Raw genomic sequence first — 12,842 nt, 5'->3', positions numbered from 1 at the left:
GTCGAGGGCCACGACGCGGGTCTCCCCGTCCCCGTAGACCTTGTTGAGGCCGGTGGCGCGGGCGGCCGCCAGGCCGGTACGGACGGCGGTTGCGGTCGACGTGGTCACGGGGGTGCTCCTTGGTGGTCGCGGGCTGCGGGAGACGCGCTGGGCGCCTGGACGGCCGGGCCGCCAGGGGCGCCCGGCCGTACCTCCATGCTCCGCCGTGTGATCACGAGTTCTCGTCGCTCCGCCGGACGGTTGGCCTGACCACCGCTGGGCGTACGGCCAGGTGACGCCCTCCTCCTGGGGTATGACGCCGACCCTGAGCGCTGGGCGGTGGCCGGAACTCGTACACTTCGTGGCCGAATTGCGGACTGTTCGTCAGATCGCAAGGAAACATGACAACTTCCCTGGCTGGGAACATGCGAAAGGGCGAGGCGGGCGACTAGGCTCTGGGGTGGCCCGCACCGGGGGTGGAGCGCTTCTTCTCCGGCCGATGGAGGGGTCCGTCCTCAGGACGCCCGGATGGTGGAACGCAGACACGGGCAGCTTAAAACTGCTTGGCCGCGAGGCCGTGCCGGTTCGAGTCCGGCTCCGGGCACCGCTCGACTCGCGGGGGCGCCGACGGCGTCCCCGCCGGGAGTCGTTCAGTGATCCTCCTCGCGGCGTATCCCGATATTTTTGCCAAGCCATTACCCTGGTGGCTGGGCGGTGCAGTGCCGCCACGGAGGGAATGTGCAATGAGAAGCAGCAACCCGGTCTTCTCGCGGGAGGGGTCCTTCACCCGCGAGCCCGGCTACGCGGGGTTCGGTACCACCACGCAGGCCGGGGGCCAGTACGGCAACAACCCCTACGCGGGGACCCCTTACGCCCAGCAGCCGCAGGCGCAGGGCCCGCTGACCGACGAGCAGCTGTACGAGATGTACAACGGGCCGTCGGCCGGCCCCGCCGCCACCGGGCGGATGACGCTCGACGACGTGGTCGCGCGCACGGCCATGACGCTGCTGACCCTGGTCGCCGCCGGCGCGGTGGCCTGGTTCGTGCTGCCGTTCGAGAACTTCGGCTTCGCGATCGGCGCCAGCCTGGTGGCCATGGTCGTCGGCCTGGTGGTCTCCTTCAAGCGCAGCGTCAGCCCGCCGCTGATCCTGACCTACGCGGCTCTTGAGGGCTTCGCGCTCGGCGCGGTCACGCACGCGCTCAACACCGTCATCAACGGCATCGCGATCCAGGCGGTGCTGGGCACGGCGGCGGTCTTCGCGGCGATGCTGTTCGCCTACAAGAGCGGCCGGATCCGGGTCACCGCGCGCTACACCCGGATCGGCATCGCGATTGCCATGGGCTTCGTGCTGCTGATGCTGGTCAACATGATCGCGATGGCGTTCGGCGCCGACATGGGGCTGCGTTCAGGCCCGCTGGGCATCGTGGTCGGCCTGATCGGCATCGCCCTCGGCGCCTTCTTCCTGTCGCTGGACTTCGCGGCGATCGAAGAGGGCATCGCCCAGGGCGCGCCGCAGAAGGAGGCCTGGCGGGCCGCCTTCGGGCTCACCCTGTCGCTGGTCTGGATCTACGTCGAGATGCTGCGCCTGATCGCGATCCTGCGCGGCGACGACTAATCGCGTTCCCGCCGTACCACTGCCGCCGGGCCCCCGGAGCGAAACGCTCCGGGGGCCCGGCGGCGTTTAGGCTCCCTGTCATGCATGACGTACAGCTCCTGGTCGAAGCCGTCGACTCCTTGGCGGATCGTTTCCGCTCGCTGCCGCAGAGCAAACTGCTGGGCGCCGTGCCCGGGTACGAGTCCCGGGCGGGGGCCGCGCTGGCGTTGGCCCGGCGGCTGGCGGCCCTGGCGCTGGCGGCGGAGGGCGGGCCGGAGCGGGAGTTCCCGGACGCCGGGGCCTTCGCGGCGGGGGACCAACTGGCCGTCGCCGGGCACGACCTGGCGGCCGCGCTGGCGGCGCTGCCGGAGGGCGACGCGGTCGCCCTGCCGGGCGGGCCGGTGGCGGCCGCGGAGGTGCTGGCCGGGGCGCTGGCCGCGGTGCGCGAGACGGCGGCGCTCTGCGGATAGACGTCCGGACACGCCGAAGGCCGGCCGGGTCGGTAACCCCTTGACCCGGCCGGCCTTCGGCGTGCTGTGGTGTGCCGCGCTGCTGGGGCGGCGTCAGATGCTGGCGACCACCCGGTCGGCGAGGACGTAGACGGCCTCCTCGTCGGTGGAGAAGGTCAGCGAGTACGAGCCGGAGAAGCGCGAGCCGCCGAGCAGCCGGACGTGCTCACCGGCACGGACCGCGTCGATCAGCCGGTAGGCGGCCTCCCGGTCGCCCGGGGCCACGCAGAGCGTGGTGCCGTCGGCGAAGGCGTACACGTCCAGGGTGCCCAGCGGGCCCGGGCGGACGTCGATCAGGGCGACGGCCTCGTCGGCGAGGGTGGCCAGCCGGGTGTCGGTCCACTCGCGGGACGGCGCCTGGCTGGGCACGAAGTCGGGGTGGGAGGGGTGGCGGCGCGGGTCGGGCGCGGCGACCGGGGCGTCCTCGACGGCCTGGTCGGCGTCCAGCAGCCCGGCCTCCAGGCCGGTGGCCAGCAGGTCGGCCTCGCGGCGGGCGCGGGCGTCCCCGGTGGGTTCGGCGGAGCCGGCGGAGGAGGTGCCGGTGGAGAAGGTGCCGGCGCCCTGGCCGGGGAACAGCGACGAGCCGCCCTCGGGTCCGGGCTCGGCGGGGCCCTCGTTGATCAGGTCCTCCAGCGCGGAGCGCAGCGCCTCGCCGAACTCCGGGTCCATGGTGCCGGCGTTGTCGACGGCGTCCTGCGGGCCGGTGGGGCGGGGGAAGAACAGCGGCCACTCGTCGGTGCTGGCGAACGGGCCGGTGTACGGGGAGTCGAACAGTGGCGCGTCCTCGGCCGCGCGGGCCTCCTGCTCGGCCCAGAACGCCCGGGCCTCGGTGATCTCCCGCTCGCGGTCGGCGGCGAGTGCCTCGGTGACGGCCTGGCGTATCGCGGCCTGGTCCACCGGGGCGGGTGCGGCCTGGGCCGCGGCCCGCGCGTCCAGCCGGCGGGAGAGTCCCCGGAGGTGGAGCAGCACGGCGGTCGACACGGTGATCAGGATCAGCAGCAGGATGGTGTAGACGGCGCTCACGGAACGTACTCCTAGCGAGGAGCGGAACGGGGTTACGTGTCCACACTGCCGCATCCGGGGCTGTTGCCGCAGTGGCGAATGTCTAATTTGTGGGGGACTTTCGCTCTTGTCCCCAAATTGTTAGGTAACACCGTTCTACGCAGTGGAGTTGATCCGCTCCGCAGTGTCGATTTCCGAGCTGAAAACGAGCGAAAAGAGGGCCGGATCGACCTCGCGATGTGATCCGGCCCTCAATTACTCACGGTCACTCCAAATGGGTGGTCCAGACCCTTTCGGGGCGGCCCGGCGGGTCAGCTGAGCCGCTCGATCACCATCGCCATGCCCTGGCCGCCGCCGACGCACATGGTCTCCAGGCCGAACTGCTTGTCGTGCCACTGCAGGGAGTTGATCAGGGTGGTGGTGATCCGGGCGCCGGTCATGCCGAACGGGTGGCCGACGGCGATCGCGCCGCCGTTGACGTTCAGCTTGTCCAGGTCGATGCCGAGATCCCGGTAGGACGGGATCACCTGGGCGGCGAAGGCCTCGTTGATCTCGACCAGGTCGATGTCGTCGATGGTCAGGCCGGCCCGCCGCAGCGCCTGCCGGGAGGCCTCGACCGGGCCGTAGCCCATGATCTCGGGGGAGAGCGCGCTGACGCCGGTGGAGACCACCCGGGCGAGCGGGGTGATGCCCAGCTCCCGGGCCTTGGTGTCGGACATGATGACCAGCGCGGCGGCGCCGTCGTTCAGCGGGCAGCAGTTACCGGCGGTCACGGTGCCGTCCGGCCGGAACACCGGCTTCAGGCCGGAGACGCCCTCCAGTGTGACGCCGGCGCGCGGGCCGTCGTCCTTGCTCACCACGGTGCCGTCCGGGAGCGTCACCGGGGTGATCTCGCGCTCCCAGAAGCCGGCCTTGATGGCGGCCTCGGCGAGGTTCTGCGAGCGGACGCCGAACTCGTCCTGCTCGGCGCGGGTGATCCCCTTGAGCGCGGCCAGGTTCTCGGCGGTCTGGCCCATCGCGATGTAGGCGTCCGGCAGCAGGCCGTCCTCGCGCGGGTCGTGCCACTCCCCGCCGCCCTCCTCGGCGCGCTTGGCGGTACGGGCCTGGGCCTCGTCGAAGACCGGGTTCGTGGTGCCCGGCATGCCGTCCGAGGTCCCGTTCACGCTGCGCGAGACGGTCTCCACGCCGGCCGAGAGGAAGACGTCGCCCTCGCCGGCCCTGATCGCGTGCAGTGCCATCCGCGTGGTCTGCAGCGAGGACGAGCAGTAGCGGGTGATGGTGGCACCGGGCAGGTAGTCCATGCCCATCTGGACGGCCACGATGCGGGCCAGGTTGTGGCCCTGCTCGCCGCCGGGCAGGCCGCAGCCGAGCATCAGGTCGTCGATCTCGCGCGGGTCGAGCTGCGGGACCTTGGCCAGGGCGGCCTGGATGACGTGGGCGGTCAGGTCGTCGGGGCGGACGTCCTTGAGCGAGCCCTTGAAGGCCCGGCCGATCGGCGAACGGGTGGCGCTGACGATGACGGCTTCGGGCATGGCGGGCTCCTCGCTGGGTGACGGCGGACTGGCGTCCGGGAGGAAAGTTACCGCCTGGTAGATCAGGCGTCACCCGTCCCGGCGTGTGAGCTGGCCGACGTGTCGCCGGCCTCTGGAACGGCTCCTTCCCCGGCCTCCTCGGGCGCCCACGAGCCGGGCAGCCCGACCCGCAGCCGGTGGCGAAGCAACGCCCAGCGGCGGCCGGCGCCCTCCGCCTCGACGGCCGCGACCTCGGTGCCCGAACGCCCGGCCGCGGCGGCGGCGGCCATCGCCACCGGCAGCACCGTCCCGCCCGGCACGGGTGCGGCCGGGCGCTCCTCCTCCGGCCAGAGACCGAGCGCGGCGCACACCGAGGGCAGCACGGCCATCGCGGCCGTCGCGTAGCCCTGGGCGGACGGGTGGTAGCGGTCGGCGGCGAACATCTCCGGGCGCGCCGCGAACTCAGGGCCCAGCAGCGAGCCCAGCGAGACCGTCCGGCCGCCGGCCTCCACGACCGCGATGGTCTGCGCGGCCGCCAGCTGCCGGCTCAGCCGACGGGCCACCCAGCGCAGCGGCGGGTGCACCGGCTTGATCGTCCCGAGGTCCGGGCAGGTGCCGACCACCACCTCGCAGCCGTTCGCCCGCAGCGCCGCGACCGCCTCGCCGAGCTGGCGGACGGCCAGCTGGGCCGGGCTGTGCCGGGTCACGTCGTTGGCGCCGATCATGAGCACGGCGACGTCCGGGTGGTGCGGCAGCGCCTGCTCCAGCTGGCCCGAGAGGTGGGCGGAACGGCCGCCGGTGCGGGCCACGTTGACCAGCCGGACCGGGCGTTCGGCCACCGAGGCCAGGCCCGCGGCCAGCAGCGCGCCCGGGGTCTCCCGGGCCCGCAGCACACCGAGGCCGGCGCCGGTGGAGTCACCGAGGACGGCCAGCACCAGCGGCGGCTGCGTGGCGGCGGAGCTGTCGGCGAAGGCCTCGCCGTAGACGCCGTCGGCCTTGGGCGGATCGCCCTCCAGCACGCCGATGGCCTGGATCGCCAGCTTGCTCTCGGTGAGCAGCACGCCCACCAGGCCCACGCCCAGCAGGCCGAGCCCGCCGCCGCCGTACGCCGCCGCGGTGGCGATCCGGCGGGCCACCCGGGCCCGCGAGTCCTGTGCCCCTGGCATCCGATGCCCCCTTCGCGTCCTCGTGCCGCCCCCTCCGGGGCCATGGCGATGCCTGCACCCCCCTCCTACCCGCGCGGGGGCCGGGGCTACCTGCGGGGCTGGGCCATTGGGGGGAGGAGGGCGGGTGGGGGGCCGCCGCGCGGGGCCGGGGCGGGGTGAGGGACGGGTGGGGCGGAAGGGCGGGCTGGGGCGGGCGGCACGGCCTAGGCTTTGCAGTACCGAAAGCACTCGCATGCCCACAACCGGGAGGACCCCCGTGCGGTACCACAACTCGATCATCGACCTCGTCGGCAACACGCCGCTGGTCAAGCTGAACAAGGTCGCCGAGGGCATCAGCGCGACAGTGCTGGCGAAGGTCGAGTACTTCAACCCCGGCGGTTCGGTGAAGGACCGCATCGCGATGCGCATGATCGAGGCCGCCGAGGCCTCGGGCGCCCTGAAGCCGGGCGGCACCATCGTCGAGCCGACCTCCGGCAACACCGGTGTCGGCCTGGCGATCGTGGCCCAGCAGAAGGGCTACAAGTGCATCTTCGTCTGTCCGGACAAGGTGTCCACCGACAAGATCAACACCCTGCGCGCGTACGGCGCCGAGGTGGTCGTCTGTCCCACCGCCGTGGCCCCCGAGCACCCGGACTCGTACTACAACGTCTCCGACCGGCTCGTCCGGGAGACCCCGAACGCCTGGAAGCCGGACCAGTACTCCAACCCGGACAACCCGGCCTCGCACTACCACTCCACCGGTCCGGAGCTGTGGGAGCAGACCGAGGGCCGGATCACCCACTTCGTGGCGGGCGTCGGCACCGGCGGCACCATCTCCGGCACCGGTAACTACCTGAAGGAGGTCTCGGGCGGCAAGGTCAAGGTGATCGGCGCCGACCCGGAGGGCTCGGTCTACTCGGGCGGCACCGGCCGGCCGTACCTGGTCGAGGGCGTGGGTGAGGACTTCTGGCCGACCGCCTACGACCGTGACGTCGCCGACGGCATCGTCGCCGTCTCCGACAAGGACTCCTTCCAGATGACCCGCCGCCTGGCCAAGGAGGAGGGCCTGCTGGTCGGCGGCTCCTGCGGCATGGCCGTGGTGGCCGCGCTGGAGGTGGCCAAGGACCTGGGCCCGGACGACGTCGTGGTGGTGCTGCTGCCGGACGGCGGCCGCGGCTACCTGTCCAAGATCTTCAACGACGACTGGATGGCCGACTACGGCTTCCTGCCCTCGGCCACCGACGAGGCGCACATCGGCGAGGTGCTGGCCCGCAAGGACGCCATCGAGCACGAGGGCATCCCGCAGTTCGTCCACATGCACCCGAACGAGACGGTCGCCGAGGCGGTCCGGGTGCTGCGCGAGTACGGCGTCTCGCAGATGCCGGTGGTCTCCCCGGGTGCCGGCCACCCGGACATCATGGCCGGCGAGGTGATCGGCTCGGTGGCGGAGAAGCTGCTGCTGGAGGGCGTCTTCGCGAAGGAGATCGAGCTGACCGACACGTTGGACCGGGTGATGTCCAAGCCGCTGCCGGTCGTCGGTGCGGGCGAGACGGTCACCAACCTGATGACCGTGCTGGAGAAGGCCGACGCCGCGGTGGTGCTGGTGGAGGGCAAGCCGCAGGGCATCGTCACCCGCCAGGACCTGCTGGGCTTCCTCGCCGGCCGCGCCGCGCACTGACCCGTCGGCCCCGGCCCTGACCGGCCCCGCCGCCGGCCCCGATCCCGCCGCCGGCCCCGGTCGGCGGGGCGGACGAGGGTTCGCCCACGCTTTGCCCGCGGTTCGCCCACGGGCGAAGTGGTACACCGGCGTCACCTGCCCGCAGCACGCGGTTAACAACGGTCCGGCATCGTGGTGGTCAACGGCAAGACGCCGAGCGAGACGACGGCAACCGTCCGGGAGCGGCTCCCCGGCGGACGCGGTCGGCTCCGGACACGTCGGGCGGTCCTGACCCGACCCGCCGTGTCCGCCCTCCAGCCCGGCAACGGGGGAGAGGGGCCTCCGCGGGAGGCGCCGTCGTCCCGCCCCTGCCCGGCTGCGGCCGGTCGACAGGGTGCGGCGGCTCCCGCGGCACCGCGCGCCGCACGGCGCGTCTCCGCGGTTCCCGGGTGGGGGAACCGAGGCGGAGAACGGCAGGGCCGGTCCTTCTCCGAGGGACCGGCCCTTCCCGTACGCTCACACGCATGACCAGCACTGAAACCACCCAGGACGAGCCGCGCTACGTCCGGCTCAAGATCGAGCTCATCGCGGAGATCACCGACGAGGGCGCGCTCAAGGCGGCCGCCCTGAAGCAGGTGACCGAGGACGAGTACCTCGACGACGACGAGCGCGCCCAGTCCGTCGACGCCATCGAGGTGGACCCGTCGGGTTCGCTCGCCCACTTCATCGACCCGGTGGCGCTGCTCGGCGACGTGCCGGGTGTCGAGCTGGCCTCGGCGACCTGGGAGTCGGCGCAGACCGAGTTCGACCCCGAGAACGAGGGGTGGGACGAGTACGTGGTGGACGAGTCCGCCGAGTAGCGGCCTCGCCCCGCTGGCTCGTCACCGCTCGTGAACGCCCGGTCTGCCCCGCAGGCCGGGCGTTTTTTCCCTGTTCACCGGGAAGTTGGGTCATCTCATACGATCGCTTACCCTTCGGAGGTGGAACCGTGCACGGGCGGATTGCGTTTCTGTATCCGTAAATGCCCGGGATGATCAGCAGGGAGACGCGACGTGACGGCACGGGACGGTCAGGGGCGGGCAGGCGGAGGCAACTGGAGCCGGCGCGGAGTGCTCGCGGGCCTGATCGGGGCGCCGGTCCTGCTGCTCGCGGCCTGCAACGACACCAAGAGCGCCGACGCCAACGGCTCGGGCGGCTCGGGCGGTTCCGGTGGAACCCCGGGCACCGGCAGCGGCTCCGGCGGGACCAGCAGCGCGCCGAAGACCTCGACCGCCGTCATCACCGTCACTCCTGCGGACGGTGCCGCCTCCGCCAGCTTCAGCGAGCCGGTCAAGGTCACCGTCAGCAACGGCACCCTGGGCACCGTCAAGGTCACCGACTCCACGGGCAAGGAACTGGCCGGCCAGCTCGCCTCCGACGGCGCCAGCTGGACCTCGGCCGCCGCCCCCGCCAGCGGCACCAAGTACACCGTGGCCGCCACCGCCCTCGACAAGGACAAGCTGGAGGCGGACGCCAACGCCACCTTCACCACGGCCACCCCGGCCAACACCTTCGTCGGCTACTTCACGCCCGAGGACGGCTCGGTCGTCGGCGTCGGCATGCCCGTCTCGATCACCTTCAGCAAGCCGATCACCGACCGCAAGGCCGTCCAGCAGGCGATCACCGTGATAGCCGAGCCGGGCGTCGAGATCGTCGGGTACTGGTTCTCCAGCACCCGCCTCGACTTCCGGCCGCAGGAGTACTGGGCCAAGGGCACCAAGGTCACCCTCAAGCTCCGGCTCAAGGACGTCGAGGGCGCCAAGGGCGTCTACGGCACCCAGTCCAAGGACGTCCGCTTCACCATCGGCCGCGCCCAGACCAGCGTCGCCGACCTCGGCGCCAAGAAGCTCACCGTCACCACCGACGGACAGGTCAGCGCCGTCTACAAGATCTCCGGCGGGTCGCCCGAGCACCGCACCTGGGGCGGCAAGATGGTGATCTCCGAGCAGTTCCAGCAGACCCGGATGAACTCGCAGACCGTCAACCTCGGCAGCGAGTACGACATCGCGGACGTGCCGCACGCCCAGCGGCTCACCACCTCGGGCACCTTCATCCACGGCAACTACTGGTCCTCGTCGTCGATCTTCGGCGGCCAGAACACCAGCCACGGCTGCATCGGCCTCCAGGACGCCAAGGGCGCGCAGGACGGCAGCACGGACGGCTACAAGTTCTACAAGAGCTCCATGGTCGGCGACGTGGTCGAGGTCGTGAACTCCGGTGACAAGACCGTCGCGCCGGACAATGGCCTGAACGGCTGGAACCTCGGCTGGGCCGCCTGGAAGGCCGGCAGCGCGGTCTGACGCCGGGAGCCGCCGGTCAGCACCGGTCAGCGCTTGGCGTAGTCGGCGAACCCCTGCCAGTCGACGATGACGCAGGGCTCGTCGCCGACGATCCAGGCGTCGTGCCCGGGCGGGCAGATCATCAGGTCGCCGGGGCCGAACTCGGTCTCCTGACCGTCGTCCATGACGATCCTCATCCGGCCCGAGACCACGTACCCCGTGTGGGCGGCCTGGCAGCTTTCGGTCCTGGCGATCGGCTTCACGTGCTTGGACCACTGCCAACCCGGGTGGAACACGGCCCGGCCCACCGGGCCGGCGTCCAGGTTGACCAGGCGCAGCTCCCCCGTGCCCTCCTCGAAGGGGCGGACCTCCTCGGGGGCGTCGAAGTTCATGCGGACGAGACCGGACATGGCGCACTCCTCTCCGCGCGGACGGCCCGGCCGCCCGCGCGGAGAGGAGGCAGGCCCGTCTGCTGGCCCTTCCAGTCTGCGCCCCGACCGGCGGGCGGTCACCTCGGGTGGCCGGCCCGCCGGAACGGTCACGGACGGTCAGCCCTGCGTGCGGGCCACGCCGATCGGGCAGGAGGCGCCGGTGCCGCCGAGGCCGCAGTAGCCGTTCGGATTCTTGGCGTCGGACAGGTACTGCTGGTGGTACGGCTCGGCCGGGTAGAACGGGCCCGCCGGGGCGATCTCGGTGGTGATCGGGCCGTAGCCGAGCGCGGTCAGGGCCGGCTGGAAGGCGTCCCGGCCAGCGGCCGCGGCGGCGGCCTGGGCGGGGGAGTGGGTGTAGACGGCGGAGCGGTACTGGGTGCCGACGTCGTTGCCCTGGCGGTTGCCCTGGGTCGGGTCGTGTGCCTCCCAGAAGGTCTTCAGCAGCCGCTCGTAGGAGATCACCGAGGGGTCGAACACCACCCGGACCGCCTCGGTGTGCCTGGTCAGCCCGCTGCACACCTCCTCGTACGTCGGGTGGGGGGTGTAGCCGCCCTGGTAGCCGACCAGCGTCGTCCAGACACCGGGCAGGCGCCAGAACGTCCGCTCGGCGCCCCAGAAGCAGCCCAGCCCGAAGTCGGCCACCTCCAGGCCGTCCGGGTACGGCCCGGTGAGCGGGTGGCCGAGCACGGTGTGCGGCTCGCGCAGTGCGAAGCCCGGCGACTCCCGGCCGGGCAGCGCCTGGTCGGCGGGAACGAGCGAGGTCTTGTGGCGGTTGAACAGCACGGCCTGCTCCTGCGGGGTAGGGAGGGTTGCGCAGGATTCAACGCGGCGGGCCGCCCCCGGATTCCGGCGCCGCCCGGATTCCGCCGCAGCCCCGGTTCGCAGCCGGCCCGGTTCACGGCGGGCTGGGACGTTCCGGAGGGCGCCGGGCCGCACGGCCACTAGGCTCGACCCATGACCGAGCACCAGCTTCCCCAGGGCTTCGAGACCCTCGCCATCCACGCGGGTCAGGAAGCAGACCCCCAGACCGGGGCCGTCGTCACGCCGATCTACCAGGTGTCCACCTACAAGCAGGACGGGGTGGGCGGCCTGCGGGGCGGCTACGAGTACAGCCGCAGCGCCAACCCGACCCGCACCGCGCTGGAGGAGTGCCTCGCGGCGCTGGAGGGCGGCGCCCGAGGCCTCGCCTTCGCCTCCGGCCTGGCCGCCGAGGACACCCTGCTGCGCACCATCCTCAAGCCGGGCGACCACATCGTGATCCCCAACGACGCCTACGGCGGCACCTTCCGGCTGTTCGCCAAGGTGCTGACCCGCTGGGGCGTCGAGTTCTCCGTCGCCAACACCCAGGACCTGGCCACCGTCCGGGCCGCGCTGCGCCCCAACACCCGCGCGGTCTGGGTGGAGACCCCGTCCAACCCGCTGCTGGGCATCACCGACCTGGCCGCGCTCGCCGAGGTCGCGCACGGCGCCGGCGCGCTGCTGGTGGTCGACAACACCTTCGCCAGCCCGTACCTGCAGCAGCCGATCGCGCTCGGCGCGGACGCGGTCGTGCACTCCACCACCAAGTACATGGGCGGCCACTCGGACGTGGTCGGCGGTGCGCTGGTGCTGGCCGACGCGAGCCTGGGCGAGGAGGTGGCGTACCACCAGAACGCGATGGGCGCCGTCTCCGGGCCGTTCGACGCCTGGCTGGTGCTGCGCGGCATCAAGACGCTGGGTGTCCGGATGGACCGGCACAGTGCCAACGCGGAGAAGGTCGCCGAGCTGCTGGCGAGCCACCCGAAGGTCAGCCAGGTGCTGTACCCGGGCCTGCCCGAGCACCCCGGCCACGAGATCGCCGCCAAGCAGATGAAGGCCTTCGGCGGCATGGTCTCGTTCCGGGTCCAGGGTGGCGAGGAGGCTGCGGTCGAGGTCTGCAACCGCGCGCAGCTGTTCACCCTCGGCGAGTCGCTCGGCGGCGTGGAGTCGCTGATCGAGCACCCGGGCCGGATGACCCACGCCTCGGTGGCCGGTTCGGCGCTGGAGGTGCCCGCCGACCTGGTGCGCGTCTCGGTCGGCATCGAGTCGATCGACGACCTGCTCGCCGACCTCAAGCAGGCACTGGGCTAGGACGCGTTCAGAGGCCCGGATTCTGTTGAGGATCTTCGGCCTCGATGAGCCGGCTGGGGACCTCGGTGGTCACCTGACGCGCTGTCGGCGCACTCGGCCGGAGGAGCCCCTGCGGGCTCCTCCGGCCGGTCCATCGCGTCATGCCCTCACGCGCTCGCGCCGGAGCGGTCCTTCAGGAGCGCTTCCAGGAAGTGGGCGACGCGGAAGCGCAGTCCTCGTTCGGACCGGACTCACCGCGTACCAGGTCCCAGAGGTTCCATCCGCCCCACAGGGTCCATGAGTCCGCTGAGGCCCATGAGTGCGGCGGGTGAGGGGGGCGCGGACACGGCTTCGGCGGGCACTTCTCGTCCTCGACCGTGATCGTCACACACGGGCAGTCCACGGTCAGTTCGACCGTGGTCACCGCGGTCTGGGGCAGTTCGTAGCCGGGGGGAGCGGCGGTTTCCTGCCAGTAGTAGGTGCCGAACGGAAGGTTGTCCGTGGAGCAGACGCCGTTCGCTCCGGTGGTGCAGGGGGAGCCGACGGGGGTGTCGGGGTTGGTTCCGGTGGTTTGGAGGCCGGGGGTGCCGTTGGTCTCGTGCCAGAG

The 12,842-nt window shown here is 72.1% G+C and carries 12 protein-coding genes and 1 tRNA gene; 7 read left to right on the top strand and 6 right to left on the bottom strand.

Going from position 1 to position 12,842, the window contains the following annotated elements; all coding sequences use genetic code 11:
* The first annotated feature begins 501 nt into the window (after positions 1 to 501).
* The 3 genes from AC07BF_RS13400 to AC07BF_RS13390 all read left to right on the top strand — a co-directional run bounded on the left by AC07BF_RS13400 (position 502) and on the right by AC07BF_RS13390 (position 2,044).
* Positions 502 to 583 (top strand) — tRNA-Leu (locus AC07BF_RS13400).
* Between the two features lie 139 nt (positions 584 to 722).
* Complete coding sequence (locus tag AC07BF_RS13395; RefSeq protein ID WP_363589740.1) at positions 723 to 1,595, top strand: Bax inhibitor-1/YccA family protein; 873 nt, start codon at positions 723 to 725, stop codon at positions 1,593 to 1,595.
* A gap of 80 nt (positions 1,596 to 1,675) precedes the next feature.
* Positions 1,676 to 2,044, top strand: a complete 369-nt coding sequence (locus AC07BF_RS13390; protein ID WP_363629614.1) for a hypothetical protein — start codon at positions 1,676 to 1,678, stop codon at positions 2,042 to 2,044.
* A 93-nt stretch (positions 2,045 to 2,137) separates the two neighbouring features.
* Here the strand turns inward: AC07BF_RS13390 and AC07BF_RS13385 are convergent, their stop codons facing one another.
* From AC07BF_RS13385 to AC07BF_RS13375, 3 genes are all read right to left on the bottom strand, one after another.
* Positions 2,138 to 3,106: a hypothetical protein gene (locus AC07BF_RS13385; protein WP_363585476.1), complete on the bottom strand. Its 969-nt coding sequence runs from the start codon at positions 3,104 to 3,106 to the stop codon at positions 2,138 to 2,140.
* A gap of 290 nt (positions 3,107 to 3,396) precedes the next feature.
* The gene (locus tag AC07BF_RS13380) at positions 3,397 to 4,617 is read right to left on the bottom strand and encodes an acetyl-CoA C-acetyltransferase (RefSeq protein ID WP_063348024.1); all 1,221 of its coding nucleotides are present in this window, start codon (positions 4,615 to 4,617) and stop codon (positions 3,397 to 3,399) included.
* Positions 4,618 to 4,679: 62 nt separating this feature from the next.
* Complete coding sequence (locus AC07BF_RS13375) at positions 4,680 to 5,762, bottom strand: SGNH/GDSL hydrolase family protein (protein ID WP_363585475.1); 1,083 nt, start codon at positions 5,760 to 5,762, stop codon at positions 4,680 to 4,682.
* 256 nt (positions 5,763 to 6,018) lie between these two features.
* Here AC07BF_RS13375 and AC07BF_RS13370 point away from each other — a divergent pair, with 256 nt between their 5' ends.
* The 3 genes from AC07BF_RS13370 to AC07BF_RS13360 all read left to right on the top strand — a co-directional run bounded on the left by AC07BF_RS13370 (position 6,019) and on the right by AC07BF_RS13360 (position 9,737).
* Entirely contained in the window at positions 6,019 to 7,419 is a 1,401-nt protein-coding gene (locus tag AC07BF_RS13370) for a cystathionine beta-synthase (RefSeq protein ID WP_363585474.1), read from the top strand.
* Between the two features lie 503 nt (positions 7,420 to 7,922).
* Positions 7,923 to 8,258 (top strand): hypothetical protein, encoded by a 336-nt coding sequence (locus AC07BF_RS13365; protein WP_063348021.1) that lies wholly within the window; start codon positions 7,923 to 7,925, stop codon positions 8,256 to 8,258.
* A gap of 192 nt (positions 8,259 to 8,450) precedes the next feature.
* Positions 8,451 to 9,737, top strand: coding sequence for a L,D-transpeptidase (locus AC07BF_RS13360; RefSeq protein ID WP_350880015.1), 1,287 nt, complete (start codon positions 8,451 to 8,453; stop codon positions 9,735 to 9,737).
* A 26-nt stretch (positions 9,738 to 9,763) separates the two neighbouring features.
* Here the strand turns inward: AC07BF_RS13360 and AC07BF_RS13355 are convergent, their stop codons facing one another.
* Together AC07BF_RS13355 and msrA are read right to left on the bottom strand one after the other, a co-directional pair.
* The gene (locus AC07BF_RS13355) at positions 9,764 to 10,126 is read right to left on the bottom strand and encodes a cupin domain-containing protein (RefSeq protein ID WP_478333376.1); all 363 of its coding nucleotides are present in this window, start codon (positions 10,124 to 10,126) and stop codon (positions 9,764 to 9,766) included.
* Positions 10,127 to 10,264: 138 nt separating this feature from the next.
* Positions 10,265 to 10,930 (bottom strand): peptide-methionine (S)-S-oxide reductase MsrA, encoded by a 666-nt coding sequence (gene msrA, locus AC07BF_RS13350; RefSeq protein ID WP_478333375.1) that lies wholly within the window; start codon positions 10,928 to 10,930, stop codon positions 10,265 to 10,267.
* 171 nt (positions 10,931 to 11,101) lie between these two features.
* Here msrA and AC07BF_RS13345 point away from each other — a divergent pair, with 171 nt between their 5' ends.
* A complete protein-coding gene (locus AC07BF_RS13345; protein WP_063348017.1) occupies positions 11,102 to 12,256 on the top strand; it encodes a cystathionine gamma-synthase in 1,155 nt (384 codons plus the stop codon).
* 172 nt (positions 12,257 to 12,428) lie between these two features.
* Here the strand turns inward: AC07BF_RS13345 and AC07BF_RS13340 are convergent.
* Positions 12,429 to 12,842: prealbumin-like fold domain-containing protein (locus AC07BF_RS13340; RefSeq protein ID WP_478333374.1), on the bottom strand; the 414-nt coding region annotated here is incomplete at its 5' end.

It is taken from the genome of Kitasatospora sp. NPDC043950, from assembly GCF_056435345.1.
This window is presented reverse-complemented; position numbering and strand designations above follow the sequence as displayed.

Excerpts from the sequence above, each read along its gene's own strand:
- AC07BF_RS13380 (WP_063348024.1), bottom strand. The coding sequence starts at position 4,617 with ATGCCCGAAGCCGTCATCGTCAGCGCCACCCGTTCGCCGATCGGCCGG.
- AC07BF_RS13365 (WP_063348021.1), top strand. The coding sequence starts at position 7,923 with ATGACCAGCACTGAAACCACCCAGGACGAGCCGCGCTACGTCCGGCTC.
- AC07BF_RS13390 (WP_363629614.1), top strand. The coding sequence starts at position 1,676 with ATGCATGACGTACAGCTCCTGGTCGAAGCCGTCGACTCCTTGGCGGAT.
- AC07BF_RS13395 (WP_363589740.1), top strand. The coding sequence starts at position 723 with ATGAGAAGCAGCAACCCGGTCTTCTCGCGGGAGGGGTCCTTCACCCGC.
- AC07BF_RS13355 (WP_478333376.1), bottom strand. The coding sequence starts at position 10,126 with ATGTCCGGTCTCGTCCGCATGAACTTCGACGCCCCCGAGGAGGTCCGC.
- AC07BF_RS13345 (WP_063348017.1), top strand. The coding sequence starts at position 11,102 with ATGACCGAGCACCAGCTTCCCCAGGGCTTCGAGACCCTCGCCATCCAC.
- AC07BF_RS13375 (WP_363585475.1), bottom strand. The coding sequence starts at position 5,762 with ATGCCAGGGGCACAGGACTCGCGGGCCCGGGTGGCCCGCCGGATCGCC.